Source organism: Synechococcus sp. OH20, from assembly GCF_047502685.1.
In the GTDB taxonomy this organism is placed as follows: domain Bacteria; phylum Cyanobacteriota; class Cyanobacteriia; order Thermostichales; family Thermostichaceae; genus Thermostichus.
This window is the reverse complement of the sequence record NZ_JANSIQ010000011.1, coordinates 1-14,678: the sequence shown is the minus strand read 5'-3', so window position 1 is coordinate 14,678 and position 14,678 is coordinate 1. Positions and strand designations below refer to the sequence as shown.

At 61.9% G+C, this 14,678-nt stretch carries 10 protein-coding genes; 6 read left to right on the top strand and 4 right to left on the bottom strand.

Going from position 1 to position 14,678, the window contains the following annotated elements; genetic code table 11:
• Positions 1 to 91 precede the first annotated feature (91 nt).
• Together gltB and NW826_RS02090 are read right to left on the bottom strand one after the other, a co-directional pair.
• Positions 92 to 4,699: a glutamate synthase large subunit gene (gene gltB, locus NW826_RS02095; RefSeq protein ID WP_414509316.1), complete on the bottom strand. Its 4,608-nt coding sequence runs from the start codon at positions 4,697 to 4,699 to the stop codon at positions 92 to 94.
• Between the two features lie 291 nt (positions 4,700 to 4,990).
• Positions 4,991 to 5,977: a hypothetical protein gene (locus tag NW826_RS02090; RefSeq protein WP_414509315.1), complete on the bottom strand. Its 987-nt coding sequence runs from the start codon at positions 5,975 to 5,977 to the stop codon at positions 4,991 to 4,993.
• 352 nt (positions 5,978 to 6,329) lie between these two features.
• Between NW826_RS02090 and NW826_RS02085 the strand changes: the two genes are divergently transcribed.
• Positions 6,330 to 7,346, top strand: a complete 1,017-nt coding sequence (locus tag NW826_RS02085; protein WP_414509314.1) for an ATP-binding cassette domain-containing protein — start codon at positions 6,330 to 6,332, stop codon at positions 7,344 to 7,346.
• A 54-nt stretch (positions 7,347 to 7,400) separates the two neighbouring features.
• Positions 7,401 to 8,255: an ABC transporter permease gene (locus NW826_RS02080; protein ID WP_414509313.1), complete on the top strand. Its 855-nt coding sequence runs from the start codon at positions 7,401 to 7,403 to the stop codon at positions 8,253 to 8,255.
• A gap of 23 nt (positions 8,256 to 8,278) precedes the next feature.
• On the opposite strand, the gene NW826_RS02075 is transcribed toward NW826_RS02080, so the two are convergent.
• Positions 8,279 to 8,494, bottom strand: coding sequence for a hypothetical protein (locus NW826_RS02075; RefSeq protein ID WP_414334306.1), 216 nt, complete (start codon positions 8,492 to 8,494; stop codon positions 8,279 to 8,281).
• Between the two features lie 118 nt (positions 8,495 to 8,612).
• On the opposite strand from NW826_RS02075, the gene NW826_RS02070 reads away from it, so the two are divergent.
• From NW826_RS02070 to NW826_RS02055, 4 genes are all read left to right on the top strand, one after another.
• Positions 8,613 to 9,263, top strand: a complete 651-nt coding sequence (locus NW826_RS02070) for a class I SAM-dependent methyltransferase (RefSeq protein ID WP_414334308.1) — start codon at positions 8,613 to 8,615, stop codon at positions 9,261 to 9,263.
• An 82-nt stretch (positions 9,264 to 9,345) separates the two neighbouring features.
• Positions 9,346 to 10,368: a thiamine-phosphate kinase gene (thiL, locus tag NW826_RS02065; protein ID WP_414509312.1), complete on the top strand. Its 1,023-nt coding sequence runs from the start codon at positions 9,346 to 9,348 to the stop codon at positions 10,366 to 10,368.
• Between the two features lie 332 nt (positions 10,369 to 10,700).
• Positions 10,701 to 11,294, top strand: a complete 594-nt coding sequence (locus NW826_RS02060) for a hypothetical protein (RefSeq protein WP_414414713.1) — start codon at positions 10,701 to 10,703, stop codon at positions 11,292 to 11,294.
• An 84-nt stretch (positions 11,295 to 11,378) separates the two neighbouring features.
• A complete protein-coding gene (locus tag NW826_RS02055) occupies positions 11,379 to 12,908 on the top strand; it encodes a S10 family peptidase (protein WP_414509311.1) in 1,530 nt (509 codons plus the stop codon).
• Between the two features lie 10 nt (positions 12,909 to 12,918).
• Here the strand turns inward: NW826_RS02055 and cysS are convergent, their stop codons facing one another.
• The gene (gene cysS, locus NW826_RS02050) at positions 12,919 to 14,469 is read right to left on the bottom strand and encodes a cysteine--tRNA ligase (protein ID WP_414337314.1); all 1,551 of its coding nucleotides are present in this window, start codon (positions 14,467 to 14,469) and stop codon (positions 12,919 to 12,921) included.
• Between the last annotated feature and the right edge of the window lie 209 nt (positions 14,470 to 14,678).

Here is a 14,678-nt window from a genome sequence, read left to right as displayed (position 1 = left end):
ACAGGATGAAAAGGCCAGGATACACTCGCAGTTTACCAACCTCTTTGGCCGTCGAGGGGATAAGAAGTGTTACCGACAGGCCCCGGATCCCCTACGACGGCAGCGCCACCGGCTGGGATTGCGCCGGATCCGTCAGCTCACTCCCCTCCTCCGAAGGCGGGATCACCTGCCAAAACAGGGGCAAGTAGCGCTCCCAGTTCTGCAGGATGCGCTCGGCTTTGGGGGAATGGGTGCGGCGGTAGTGCTCCTGGATCAGGCCCTTCAGTTGCGCTTCCGCCGCCGCTGTTTGCAGCCGCTGGATGCGCACGATCTCGCCGTTGACCTTGGCGGGGAAGTTGCCCTCTTCATCCAATACGTAGGCCAGGCCGCCGGTCATGCCCGCTCCCAGGTTGCGGCCCACCCGCCCCAGCACCACCACCACGCCGCCGGTCATGTATTCGCAGCAGTGGTCGCCGGATCCCTCAATTACCGCCTGAGCGCCGGAGTTGCGCACGGCAAAGCGCTCTCCCGCCTGGCCGTTGGCAAACAGGGATCCGCCGGTGGCCCCGTACAGACAGGTGTTGCCTAGGATCACGTTTTCTGCTGGATCCCGCGGAGCTTCTGGGGGAGCCAGAATGACAATTTCACCGCCACACATGCTCTTACCCACGTAGTCGTTGGCTTCCCCCGTCAGGGTCAGGCGCATGCCCGCCAAGGTAAAGGCCCCAAAGCTCTGGCCGGCGCTGCCCACAAAGCGCAGATCCAGTAGCCCCCCTTGTCGGGCAAAGCCGGTATCCCCATACAGCCGGGCCAGGGTGCCGGCAATGCGTCCGCCCACGCAGCGATCCGTGTTGGCGATGGGGAGCTCCACTGTAGCTGTGTCGCAGGTCTCGATGGCCTTTTGCACCTCGGGCCGCGCCAGGATTGCCTCGTCCAGCACCGGGCCGTTGCCATGCACCAGCTCATGGTCTATCCACTCGGGCCGCTGGTGGGGATCGAAGCCGGGGGGAGTCCGCAGCAGATAGTCCAAGTTGAGGGACTGGGTTTTCTCCAGAGCCGCGTCGGTACGGGGGCAGAGCAGATCCACCCGGCCGATCACCTCCTCCAAGGAGCGGTAGCCCAGTTGGGCTAGGACTTGGCGCACCTCCTCGGCCACAAAGGTAAAGAAAGTTACTACCTGGTCAGGAGTGCCGGGGAAGCGCTTGCGCAGCTCCTCTTTCTGGCTGGTCACCCCCACCGGGCAGTTGTTGGTGTGGCAGACCCGCGCCATGATGCACCCCTCGGCAATCATGGCCACTGTCCCGAAGCCAAACTCTTCCGCCCCCAGCATGGCCGCCATCACCACTTCCCAGCCGGTGCGAATGCCGCCGTCCACGCGCAGAATCACCCGCTGCCGCAGTCCGTTTTCCAAAAGGGCGTGATGCACTTCCACCAGGCCCAGCTCCCAGGGCGCCCCCGCGTGTTTGATGGAGCTCAAGGGGGAAGCCCCCGTGCCCCCCTCGTGGCCGGAGATCTGGATGATGTCGGCATTGGCCTTGGCCACCCCCGCCGCCACCGTGCCAATGCCCACCTCCGCCACCAGCTTCACCGACACCTGCGCCTGCGGGTTGACCTGGTGCAGGTCGAAGATCAACTGGGCCAGATCCTCAATCGAGTAGATGTCATGGTGGGGCGGCGGCGAGATCAAGGTCACCCCCGGCTTGGAGCGGCGCAGCTTGGCAATGTAGGGGCTGACCTTTTTGCCCGGCAGTTGTCCGCCCTCGCCCGGCTTGGCTCCCTGGGCAATTTTGATCTCGATTTGCCGCGCGTTGAGCAGGTACTCCGGCGTCACGCCAAAGCGGCCCGAAGCCACCTGCTTCACCGCCGAGCTGGCGTTGTCCCCCATGCGCAGGCCCTTCAGGTGGGGGAAGCGCGCCGAGGTGCCCTCCGGCGTCACATCGGTGATGGGGATGTAGCGCTCCGGATCTTCTCCACCTTCGCCGGAGTTGGACTTGCCGCCAATGCGGTTCATGGCAATGGCTAGGGTCTCGTGGGCCTCGCGGCTGAGGGCTCCCAGCGACATTCCCCCCGTGGCAAAGCGCTTGAAGATCTCGGTGGCCGGCTCTACCTCTTCTAGGGGAATGGGATCCCGGTCGCTGCGAAAGTCCAGCAGATCCCGCAGGGCTGTGGGGGGGCGGTGGCGCAGATGGGCCCGGTAGATCTCGTAGTGGTCGGGCTGTCCTGAGGCGATGGCCTTGTGCAGCAGCTTGGCCATCTCCGGGCTGTTGATGTGGTACTCCCCCTTGGGCCGCGCTTGGATAAAGCCAAAGTTCTCCAATTTTTTCGCGCTCAGCTCGGGGAAGGCGCGGCAGTGGTTGGCCATGCCCTCGCGGGCCAGATCTGCCAGCGTCATCCCCCCGACCCGGGATACCGTGCCGCGGAAGGCCAGCTCGATCACCTCTTGGCTGAGGCCGATGGCCTCGAAGATCTGCGCCCCGTGGTAGCTGGAGAGCAGAGAAATGCCCATCTTGGAGAGGATCTTGAGCAAGCCCGCCTCGATGGCCGTGCGGTACTTCAGTTGGGCTTCGGCCAAAGAGAGCTGGGGCAGCTTGCCGGCGGCCATTTGGGTTTGCGTCTTGGGCTTGTGCCACCACTGGCGCACCGCCTCGTAGGCCAGGTAAGGGCAGACGGCGCTGGCCCCATAGCCGATCAGGCAGGCAAAGTGGTGGGTACTCCAGCATTGGGCGGTCTCCACCACCAGAGAAGCGCGTAGGCGCAGCCCCTCCTGGATGAGGTGATGGTGGACGGCACCCACGGCCAGCAGGGGCGGGATCAAGGCTTGCTCAGCACTGAGACCGCGATCCGAAAGGATCAAGATCTCGGCCCCCTCCCGCACTGCCTGCGCCGCCTTTTGGCACAGGGCTCGCACCTGAGCGGCCAGCCCTTCTGGCCCAGCGGCCACCGGGTAGAGGATGGGTAGCGTCCGGCAAGAGAAAGGCGTCCGCTGCAGGGCAGCTAGCTCCGCCTCGTTGAGCACCGGGCTGCGTAGGTGCAGCAGGCGAGCATGCTCCGGACGGATCTCCAGCAGGTTGCCTTTGGATCCCAGGTACACCTCCAAAGACATCACCAAGCTTTCCCGCAGGGGATCGATGGCCGGGTTGGTGACCTGGGCAAAGCGCTGCTTGAAGTAGTCGTAAAGGGGGTGGGGCTGGGTGGAGAACACCGCCAGCGGCGCGTCGTCCCCCATGCTGAAAACCGGCTCCTTGCCTGTGGCCGCCATCTCCTCGATGATCATCTCCACATCTTCCGAGGAATAGCCGCAGGCGGTTTGAACCTGCAGCAACTGCTCCTCCGCAAGCTGCGGGGCAACCTCAAAGTCTTGGCTGGCCAGCTGGACGCGGCAGGTCTTGAGCCATTCCCCATAAGGGTGTTGGGCCGCCACCCGAGCTTTGATCTCCCAGTTTTTGTAGAGCCGGCCACTTTGCAGATCCACCGTCAGCATCTGCCCTGGTCCCAGCCGCCCCTTTTCTAGGATCTCGGCTTCCGGCAGGGGAACCACCCCGGCTTCTGAAGCCACCACCAGCAACCCATCGCGGCTGAGGGCGTAGCGGGCCGGGCGCAGGCCATTGCGATCTAGAGTGGCGCCAATGGTTTTGCCGTCGCAGAAGACCACCATGGCCGGCCCGTCCCACGCTTCCTGCAGGCCGGCGAAAAACTCGTAGAAGTCCACCACTTCCGGGTGATCCTGCAGCTCCGGCTGGTGGCGGTAGGCTTCCGGGATCAGCGCCATCATCGCCTGCTGACTGGAGTAGCCCGACGCGATCAAGAGCTCGAAGACCGCATCCAAGCCTGCCGAGTCGCTGGTGCCGGGATCGATGACGGGTTTGAGCTCTTCGATGGCCTCGCCCCAGAGGGGATGGGCCAAAGAGGGCTCGCGGGCAGCCATCCAGTTGACATTGCCCAGGTAGGTGTTGATCTCGCCGTTGTGGCAGAGGTAGCGGAAGGGCTGGGCCAGCGACCAGCGGGGCAGGGTGTTGGTGCTGAAGCGGCGGTGGTAGGTGGCGTAGGCGGTGGTGTAGAGGGGGTTGTGCAGATCGCGGTAAAACTGGCCCAACACGGCTGACTGCACCATGCCTTTGTAGACGATGAGCCGGCAGGAGAGGGAAGCAAAATAGATGGAGTAAAAGCCGAATCGGCTTTCCACCTGCCGCCGCAGGCGCCGCCGCAGCAAATAGAGCTGTCGCTCCAGCTCATCCCCCTCCAGCCTGGGATGGGTGAGGAGCATTTGCCAGATAGAAGGCAGGGTTTGTCGCGCCATTGGCCCCAGGCACTCCGGATTGACCGGCACCCGGCGCCAGAGGGGCCGTCCCCACTCCGTGGTGGCCAAGTAGTCGTCGATGAGCTGCCGCACTGCTTGGCACTCGGCGGGATCCGGGGGCAAGAACACCATGCCCACAGCACTGCGGCGGGGATCCCAAGCTCGGATCTCCTCCCTCTCTGCCTGCAGCAGCGCCCAGGGAATGGCCGTGGCAATGCCGGCTCCATCGCCGCTTTGGTTGTCGCCGCCACAGCCGCCCCGGTGCTCCATGCAGGTAAGGGCAGCGAGGGTTTTTTGCAGCAGCTCGTGGCTGGCCCTCCCCTGGCGATCCACCAGGAACCCAACGCCGCAGGCATCCCGCTCTTGAAAGTGCCAGTTTTCCTGCAGGATAGGAACCGAAGCCTGGGAGCGATGGGGATTCATGGGCAGAAAAACAGCTCGGAGTCGATCACATTTTAGAGTTGGAAAACCAGCATATCGCAATCCAATCCGACAGGAAAAGGGGTTAGGCCCAAGTCAGGGCTAGATTTTGCCAATAGGGCAATCGAATAAGCCAGGAAAGCCAAAAAAGCTTGCCATGAACAGATTTTTCGAGTTTTTTCGGCTAGCTTCTTCAGCAGACTTTGGACGATCTGGGAAAGCCAGGCCGTACATTCCAGCTTTTACTGGCTCCGCTTGCTGCAAACCGGCAGGTGGAAAGCTGTGGCTTAATTGTTATCTGAAGAAGTCAGAAAATGTATTGCGCAGATCGGAGAGCCGGTCGTTAAAGCAGGTGAGCCGATCAGCGGTGGAGTTCACCATCGTCAAGTCTGCCCTGCCGGTTGTGCCCTCGGATCCCAAGAGGGGAACGCTCATGCGGCTGGGATCCGCAGCATTCTGGGAGACGCGGATAACGGCTCGCTCGCGGTTGAACTGATAGGCTTCGGCCACGTAGCGGATGGGCTCGCTCAAGCTGGGATCCACCGGCAAGCTGGGGGCCGGCAAAAGATCCACCAGCTCGGTAAAGGTGCCGCTCCGCAGGCCCACCACGGCAGCAGCCCCCAACTGGTTACAGATGGCGATGAGCACCGGTTCTTGGGGGCTGGCGCTAACGTTGGCCAAGGTGACGGTGACGTTGGCCCGGCTGGGTGTCGGGGGATAAGTAACCTCAAAGATGCGGGCGGGAGCGTTGCCCAGCTCGTCGCGGGCGCGGAAGCGAAGTTGCCCCCTGTAGGACAGGATGGAGGAGAAGTAGAGGCCAAAGCGGTCGCCGGGGCCCCGTCCGGGGATGTTGGCCTGGCGGGGGACGTAGGCGAGGACGGCGCGGCTTTGCCAGTTGTTGGGCGGCGCATAGGGCAGCAGCGGGCTACTGTCGAGGCTGGGAGGTTCTCTGGGAGGCGGATCCGGCTGGCCATCCCTGTTCAAGTCCAGGCCGTTGCCCAAAAAAGCCACCGAGCGTTGGAGAAGGATGGGGCGGTTTTGGTTATCGACCAGAGGAGGTCGCCCTTCCGCCAGCCCTGCATTCTCCACATAGACGTTGAAGGGGCGATTCAAGACCTGGTTGTCCCGCTGCCGCCGCAGGTTGAACTGAAGGTAGGGCCCCACCCCGCCTGCTGTCGGGGATCCCCCTGTAATTTCAAAGTCGTCAGCTCGCAAAAAGGCATTTTCCAGCGGGCTAAGCGGAGTTGTCGCCTCGCCGCAGCCGACCAGGCCGAGCGCCAAGATCGCCCAAGCTGCAAAAGATCCCAGTTTAGGTTTGATGAGATTTTGGATGAGAGATTGAAGAGGGGAAGTCGGGCCCGCACAGGTGGGATGCGCAGGCCAGCGGGCGAGCTCTGGTTTCAACATTCATCTCCTCCCCACAACAGACATTGGCGACCGTTCGGCGCGAGCGGGCTGAGCGGGAAATCGGCGAAAATCCACCTGCAGCCCCTCAGCGTCGCCTGAACCACTATATCCTGAGCCTCGGTCTGGATCCCACCATCCCAGGGAGTCGGCGGCTACAGAGCTGCCGAGAGGGGGCGCCCCCCCTTTCTCTTGAGCGGCTTGATAGCCTAGAAGGAGCGAAAGGTGGATGCCCATGTCAGATACCCCTGCAGTCTTGGTAGAACAACTCCAGAAGCGCTACGGCTCCACAGTGGCCGTGGCAGATGTCTCCTTCCAAGTAGAGCCCGGCCAGATCTACGGCCTTCTCGGCCCCAACGGCGCCGGCAAAACCACCACTCTGCACTGCCTGTGCACCCTGCTGCGCCCTGACGCAGGTCGGATCGAGGTGTGCGGGATCCCGGTCAACCAAAATCCCAAGGCGGTACGGGAAAAGCTGGGCTTTGTTGCCCAGGAGGTGGCCTTGGATAAGGTGCTGACGGGGCGAGAATTGTTGCAGTTGCAGGCCGATCTCTACCACCTGCCGCGGCCTCTGGCCCAAGAGCGGATCGCCGCTGTCCTGGAATTGCTGGGGCTGGCCGACCGCGCCGACCAACGCATCGGCACCTACTCTGGCGGCTTGCGCAAACGCCTAGATCTGGCGGCAGGACTGCTGCACCAGCCGCAGGTGCTGGTTTTGGACGAGCCCACGGTGGGCCTGGATATCCCCAGCCGGCTGGCCATCTGGGACTTTCTGCGCCAACTTAAAAACACCGGCGTTACGGTGGTGCTCAGCAGCCATTACCTGGAGGAGGTCGACCTGTTGGCCGACCGGGTGGTCATCATCGACCGCGGCAAGGTAATTGCCGAAGGAACGCCAGAAGAGCTAAAAGCCCGCGTCGGCGGCGAGCGCATCACCCTCAAGCTGCAGGAGTTTGCGCCGCCAGAACTGGCCCAGCGGGGGGCCGAACTGCTGGGATCCCTGCCCTTTGTCCAAAAAGTGGTGATCAACAGCGCCCAGGGCAACGCCCTCAACCTGGTGGTGCAGCGCAATGGGGAGGATCCCCTCAGCCAGATCCGCGCCCAGCTCGAGGCCCACGGGCTGGAGATCTTCAGCAGCACCCAATCCCGTCCCAGCTTGGATGACGTGTATTTGGCGGCAACCGGGCAAACGCTCCTGGATGCGGAGCTGGCTGCCGCCGAAGCCAACCTGGGCAAAAAGAAGTAGTTTTTCCCTGATTCCCGATCCCTACCTCATTCAAAACTTTGCAGGAGCCTTGGTATGACCTCTGCTGCTTCCCCAACCCCATCCAACCCAATTCCTCTATTTACAGCCGACTTTTGGCAGGAGACCTTTGCCCTCGCCCGCCGCTTGTTTATCCAACTGCAGCGTCGCCCCACAACCCTGCTGGTCGGCATCATCCAGCCGCTGCTCTGGTTGATTTTGTTCGGGGCCTTGTTCCAGAATGCTCCTGCCGGCATTTTCGGGGCCGGACAAAACTACACCCAGTTTTTGGGGGCAGGGGTGATCGTGTTTACGGCCTTCGGCGGGGCCTTGAATGCCGGCGTGCCGGTGATTTTCGACCGGGAATTTGGATTTTTAAACCGATTGTTGGTGGCTCCCCTCACCTCTCGCTTTTCCATTGTGCTGGCCTCTAGCCTGTTCATCGTCAGTTTGGCGCTGCTGCAGACGGCGGTGATCGTGGGGGCAGACTATGCCCTCGGAGCCGGGATCCCGGACGGGCGGGGCTTGGCGGTGGTGGCCCTGATCGTGGGCCTGTTGGTCTTGGGCTTTACAGCCCTGAGCTTAGGCCTGGCCTTTGCCATGCCGGGGCACCAGCAGTTGCTGGCCTTTATCTTTTTGGTGAATCTGCCACTGATCTTTTCCAGCACGGCTTTGGCTCCCCTCAGCTTTATGCCCACCTGGCTGCGCTGGGTGGCCAGCCTCAACCCGCTCACCTTTGCCATCGAGCCCATCCGCCACGTCTATCGCAGTAGCACCTGGAGCTTTGCCGACGTGGTGCTGCAGGCCCCCTGGGGCGACCTCACCCTGGCGGGATCCCTGGGCCTATTGACGGGGTTTGTGGTGGTGTCGGTTCTGCTGGTGCAGGGGGTGCTGCGCAAGAGTTTGGCTTGAGCACTTTGCCCAGGCTGTGCCCCTCAAAGCCACTGGCGGGAGACGGACTTCTCCAGCTCCGCCTGCGCCTGCTGCACCAGGGCCTGGGGGCTGTCCTGAGCTGGGGAAACGTCCAGAGACGGGGTGAGGCTGCGGGCTTGCAGGGCCATGTGGAGCTGCAGCTCGGTTACATAGTCGCGCAGGCCAAAGCCAGCGGCAGAAGAGGAGCGAGCTGTCGAAGAAGCGTAAGACGCAGACATCACGGCAAGAAGTCCCTCGCAAAATTGCCACCGTCGCCCTGCTACGCTATCACGCCCGCCCCCTTTCTGAGGGTTCCAAAGTGTTAGCTTTGATTAAGCTTTGCAAAGGATTTTTGTCATGGCGGTTCTTGAAGATTGGCAGCGCTCCAAGTTGGATCCCAGCGACGATGCCTTCTTTTATGACTATCCCCGCTTTGTAACCCACGTGGATGCCGGCTTTATCGGCCAGCTCACCGACCTGTACCGCCGGTATTTGCGGCCCCAGACCCGCATTCTCGATCTGATGAGCAGTTGGGTTTCTCATCTGCCGCCGGAGATGGATTTTGCCCATGTGGAGGGGCATGGGATGAATGCCGAGGAACTGGCGGCCAACCCCCGGCTCCATCACTTCTTCATCCAGAACTTGAACCAAAACCCAATTCTGCCCTTCCCAGATCAATCCTTCGATGCGGTGCTGAATACGGTTTCGGTGCAATACCTGCAGCAGCCGGAAGAGGTGTTTGCCGAGGTGCACCGCATCCTCAAGCCCCAGGGCCTTTTCATTGTCAGCTTCTCCAACCGCATGTTTTTCCAGAAGGCGATTCAGGCTTGGCGGGACAGCTCGGAAGCAGAGCGGGTGGAGCTGGTCAAGCGCTATTTTAAGTCGGTGCCGGGGTTCGAGATTGTCGAGGCCATCCAGCGGCCTGCCCCCATGGGTTGGCTGAGCTTGTTGGCAGGGGGAGGCGGGGATCCCTTCTATGCCTTGATTGGACAGCGAGCGGCAGAATAAAGTTCTCCGGCTTGCCCATGGCACTATTGGATCCTGATATCCAGATCTCTCTTTCCGCTTTGTTTGTCCGCAAAAGGTGCCTTTGTTTTCCGGTCTTTCTCACAGCTCTCCTCAGCAAAGCAGCGCTCCCTTTCCCCTGGAGATCTCAGCAATTGGCGAGGCAGGGCTGTTGCAGATCGTACAGCGCTACTGCCCTGACCAGGTGGTGGGGGATGACGCGGCAGTGTTGGCCGCTCCCAAGGGTCAGTTAGTGGTGACCACCGATGTCTTGGTGGAGGGGGTTCACTTCAGCGACTTGACCACCCCGGCCCATGCAGTGGGCTGGCGCGCGGTGGCGGCCAATCTCTCGGATCTGGCGGCGATGGGATCCCGTCCCCTGGCTTTGCTGGTGGGCCTGGGCCTGCCGGGATCCACGCCGGTGGCTTGGGTGGAGGAGCTCTATCGAGGGATGCAAGCCTGTTGTGCCCCTTGGGGAGCGGAATTGGTAGGGGGGGATCTGTGTCGGTCGCCGCAGCGGTTTGTGGCGATCACGGCTCTGGGATCGGTACAGCCGGGGCGGGCTATTGAGCGCAAACGGGCCCAGCCGGGCGATTGGCTGATCGTAACAGGGCCCCATGGCGACGCGCGGGCCGGCCTGGAGCTGCTGCTCCATCCCGAACAGGGATCCTCAGCCGCGGCAGCCGAGCGAGAGCAGTTAATCAGGGCGCACCAATATCCGCGCCCGCGCTTGGATCTATTACCCCTTTTGGAAGGGATCCCGGATCCTTTGCGCCTGGCCGGCATGGACACCAGCGATGGCTTGGCAGATGCTCTGGTGCAGGTGTGCCAGACCAGTGGGGTGGAGTCGCGGATCGAGGGGGAGCGGATCCCGATTTCGGCGGCTTTGCAACATGTTTTTCCGGGCCAAGCCCTGGAGTGGGCGCTCTACGGCGGGGAAGATTTTGAGCTGTTGCTCAGCGCCGAGCCCGCGCTGGCCCAGCGCCTTCTGGAACAGTTGCCGGGGGCGACCTGGATTGGGGAAGTAACCGGCTGGGATCCGCAGGGAACGGTGTGGTTGAGCGACGGACAACCCCTCAGCCGCCAGCACGCCTTCCAGCACTTTTGAGCCCCATCCCCCCTCTCCCTCTGGGAGAGGGGCTGGGGGTGAGGGCCTCTGGGAGAGGGGCTGGGGGTGGTCGCGTGAGCGGCGCGGAGCGCTTGGGCCTCTGGGAGAGGGGCTGGGGGTGAGGGCCGTGCGCCTCAATTCAAATTGAACAAGTAGGCTTTCGGGCTGCCCAAAACTGCCCAAAGTTGCAGATAAAGCTACCCACCCCGGAAAAGGGGCTGGCACTTTGATTCGATAACCTAGAAGTTATGGAGAGATCTGCACAGGGAAGGCAACTGGCCCCGCAAGGCCACAGACACCCGCCAGAACCCTGGAGAATTAGGAGATTTGCAATGAAAGCTATCTTAGCAGCCGCTGTGATGGGTTGGGCAGGGATCCCTCTGCTGGCCCCCTTGCCGGTGGTGGCCCAGCCGCTTTTTGAATTGGGCACCTACCGCCTTGAGCAGGGGACGATCATTCCCGTCGGCAGCCTCAGCAGCGAAGGGCCGCAATACTTTTATCCAGACACCATCTATCCCCTGGAAGTGGCCGTCACGCAAAACATTTTCGACAACCAGGGGCGTTTGGTGATCCCGGCTGGCAGCCGCGTCTTCGGGCAGATGGAGCCGGCGCCGGGCGGATCCCGCTTTGTTGCCACTGCCATCGTCCTCGGGGGTCGCACCTATAGCCTGCGGGCTGTTTCCAACATTCTTCACGACGAGAAAGATCCCCGGCAGTATTCGGCTGAGGCCATCGCCCAGGATGCGGCCATTGGGGCAGCCGCAGGCACCCTTTTGGGAGCCATCACCGGCGGTGTCTCGGCGGGCAATGTCCTGGGAGGGGCAGCGGCTGGCGTAGTGGTAGGCAATGTTACCGCTCCCCAGGTGGTGGTGCTGCGCCCCGGCCAATCTTTTAATCTGACCTTGGAAGCGCCGCTCACCCTGTAACCCTCGGCTCCTGTTCCAAGGCAGGGGTGGAGATCTGGCAACTTGTGATTTACTGGATAGGCAAGTTGCAGCTCCCGTGTCTCTATGCCTGCAGAATCTGAGTCCACTCCTGTCTTGCACACCACAGAGCACACGTTCAACGCCGGGGGGGAGTCCTTCCCCTACAGGGCGGTGGCTGGCTGGCAGACGCTCTTCCGCCGAGAAAAGCCGGTGGCCGAGATCTTTCACGTCGCTTATCTGAGGCAGGATTCTGACTCCCCGCACCGCCCGCTGACTTTTGTTTTCAACGGCGGGCCGGGGGCCGCCTCTGCCTATTTGCACATGGGATCCCTGGGGCCGAGACGGATTTGCTTTGGGCCCAACGGCAGCCTGCCGCCCTCACCGGTGCAACTGGTGGATAACGCCGAAAGTTGGCTGCTGTTTTCTGATTTGGTCTTCGTCGATCCGGTGGGGACAGGCTTTAGCCGCGCCCTGCCCAAAGAGTCTCAAGACGCCAAAAGTTCTCAGGAAAAATCCGATCCGGCGGCCAAGCCCACTCAGCCGGAGGAGAAGGAGGAGGAGCCCCCCAAAGAAGCACCCTTCTGGGACGTGGAGCGGGATTTGCAATCTTTGGGCGAGTTTATCCAGGGCTTCCTCTCGCGGTATAAGCGCTGGCTCTCTCCTATTTTCATTGCCGGTGAGAGCTACGGGGGATTTCGGGTGGCGCGGCTGGCCAAGGAGCTGCAAGCCAAGTTTGGGGTGGGCCTGTCAGGAGCGATTCTCATCTCGCCGGCCATCGAGTTCGGGCTGCTGGAGACCACCGATTACAACCTCAGCACCTGGGCAACCCTGTTCCCCTCTTACGTGGCCACGGCAGCCTATCACGGGCGGTGTGGCTGGGGGGAGGATTTGCAGATCTTGCTGCCCAAAGCAGAAGGCTTTGCCCGCCAGCGGCTGTTGCCTCTTTTGGCCATGGGGGAGGCGATGCCAGAGGCAGAGCGGCAGGCCATCTACACAGAGATGGCGGCAGGGATCGGACTCTCACCTGAGTATGTGGCCCACAAAGGCGGTCGGATCGACCCGGCCAGCTTTGCCCGCGAGCTGTTGCGCTCCCAGCGGCTGGTGCTGGGGCTGTACGATGCTTCCGTCACCACGGTGGATCCCTTTCCGGATCGGCCTACCTTCGAGGGATCCGATCCCACCTTGGATGGGGTAGATCGCCTCTTTACCGCCGCCATCAACAGCCACCTGCGGGAGACCCTGCAGGTGGACACGGAGCTGACCTACCATCTCCTCAACCTGGAGGTGTTTAAGTCCTGGCGCTTCGCTCCCAAAGGAGAGCTCAAGCAAGGGTTCATCGGCGCCATGGACGAGCTGCGCAGCAGCATGGCCCTCAACCCCCACCTGCGAGTCAGCATCCACCATGGCTTCTACGACCTGGTCACCCCCTACTTTGCCTCCAACCACCTGGTGGACTTGATGAAGCTGGATCCCCGCCTCAAGGCCAACCTTCTCTTGCGCCACTACCGCGGCGGCCACATGTTCTACACCTGGGATCCCTCGCGAGTGGAGTGGTTTGCCGAGATGCGCCAGTTCTACCGCCAGGCCGTTTCCGGCCTAGGGATCCCTTCGTGATGGGCAACCCCTACTCCCGCAGCCACCGGGTGGTGCCGTCTTTTTGGTCGATGAGGGTGATCCCCAGGGCCTTTAACTGCTCCCGGATTCGATCCGCCTCGGCAAAGTTTTTCGCCCTGCGGGCTGCCGTGCGTTGGGCCACCAGCTCCTCGATCTGCTTTTCTTCGAGGGGTGGAAGCTTGGCCAGTTCCCCATTGGCGACGGCTTTCTCAGATCCCTCGGCGGTGGCAGGCTGGGGCCAGCAGAAGCCCAGCGTGGCCAAGATCTCCAGCAGGGCGGCGCTCTTCTGCCTCAGCACCTGCGGCTGCAGGTGGGTGTGGCCCTGGTGGGTCAAGAGGTTGTGCTCACGGATCAGTTCTTTGGCCAGCTCAAAAGCAAGGGCCAGCGCCCCAGGGGTGCCAAAATCATCGTCCATGGCCGCCTGAAAGGCTTGCATCGCCTCGCAATCGGGAGATGCCGTCTGGCAAAACTGCTGGGCGCAGTGGATCCCTTTTTGGAGAGTTTCCCAGCCGTGGCTGGCCGCCTGCATCGCCGGCTCGGTGAGGTCAATCGGGCTGCGGTAATGGGTCTGCAGCAGGAACAGCCGCAGGGCCATGGGGTGATAGACGGCAAGCGCCTGGCGTAGGGTGGTGAAGTTGCCCAAAGATTTGGACATCTTCTGGCCGTTGATGTTGACAAAGCCGTTGTGCAGCCAGTACCTGGCCAGCGGCTTGCCGGTAATCGGCTCCGATTGGGCCAGCTCGTTCTCGTGGTGGGGAAAAATGAGATCCGCTCCGCCGGCGTGAATGTCGATGTGATCCCCCAGAGTCTCTCGCACCATGGCCGAGCATTCGATGTGCCAGCCCGGACGTCCCCAACCCCAAGGGGACTCAAACCCCGGCTCGGAAGGGGGAGCCGCCTTCCAAAGAGCAAAATCGAAGGGATCCTGTTTGCCAGCCCCTTCCTCCCCCACCCGGCCACTGGCCCCTGCCTCCAGCTCCTCTAGCTTGCGACCGGAGAGCTGGCCGTAGTCCGGGAATTTACGGACGGCGTAGTAGACATCGTAAGCAGGGATCTCCGCCTGACGGGCAAGGGGATCCCGTACCCGGTAGGCAAAGCCCTTGAGCTCCAGCGATTGGATCAGCTCGAACATCGCCCGCAGCGATCGGGTTGCCCTGGGGTAGAGATCGGCCCGCTTGATGTTGAGGCGATCCATATCCTGGAAATACTCGGCGATGAAGCGTTCCGCCACCGCCTGCATCGATTCGCCCCGCTCTAGGGCCCGCTTGAGGATCTTGTCGTCCACATCGGTAAAGTTCTGCACATACTTCACCCGGTAGCCCCGCCACTCCAGGTAACGACGCACCATGTCCCAGACCACATAGGTGCGCGCATGGCCGAGGTGGCAGAGATCGTAAACCGTGACGCCGCAGACGTACATCCGCACCAGGGGCTTCTCCCCAGCAGCCGCCTCGGCGGATCCCTGAGAAGGATCGGCAGAAATGAACCCAGATCCCCCTGCTGCCAGTGGCTGAAACACTTCCTTGCGGCGGGTTAATGTGTTGTAGACAACCAAGTCCATTGATATCCCCAGTTTGTAGTTTCAGCTACAGCAAGGTGGGCTCTATCTTTCAAAAAAGTAAGGTGGCACACTTTGCCCTGAATCGGATAAGGCTGGACAAAATCTCAACGGGCCAAGGGCTGAAATCATTGTGGGGTAAGCGTTTTAGCCGAAATTACAGCCTGTTAATTTAAAATAGGGTACAGGTTTCAAGAGGAAGGAGAGAAGGG

Bases quoted from the DNA above. Each gene is read 5' to 3' on its own strand.
- cysS (WP_414337314.1), bottom strand. From the start codon at position 14,469: ATGGACTTGGTTGTCTACAACACATTAACCCGCCGCAAGGAAGTGTTT.
- NW826_RS02085 (WP_414509314.1), top strand. From the start codon at position 6,330: ATGCCCATGTCAGATACCCCTGCAGTCTTGGTAGAACAACTCCAGAAG.
- NW826_RS02075 (WP_414334306.1), bottom strand. From the start codon at position 8,494: ATGTCTGCGTCTTACGCTTCTTCGACAGCTCGCTCCTCTTCTGCCGCT.
- NW826_RS02070 (WP_414334308.1), top strand. From the start codon at position 8,613: ATGGCGGTTCTTGAAGATTGGCAGCGCTCCAAGTTGGATCCCAGCGAC.
- NW826_RS02080 (WP_414509313.1), top strand. From the start codon at position 7,401: ATGACCTCTGCTGCTTCCCCAACCCCATCCAACCCAATTCCTCTATTT.
- gltB (WP_414509316.1), bottom strand. From the start codon at position 4,699: ATGAATCCCCATCGCTCCCAGGCTTCGGTTCCTATCCTGCAGGAAAAC.
- NW826_RS02060 (WP_414414713.1), top strand. From the start codon at position 10,701: ATGAAAGCTATCTTAGCAGCCGCTGTGATGGGTTGGGCAGGGATCCCT.
- NW826_RS02055 (WP_414509311.1), top strand. From the start codon at position 11,379: ATGCCTGCAGAATCTGAGTCCACTCCTGTCTTGCACACCACAGAGCAC.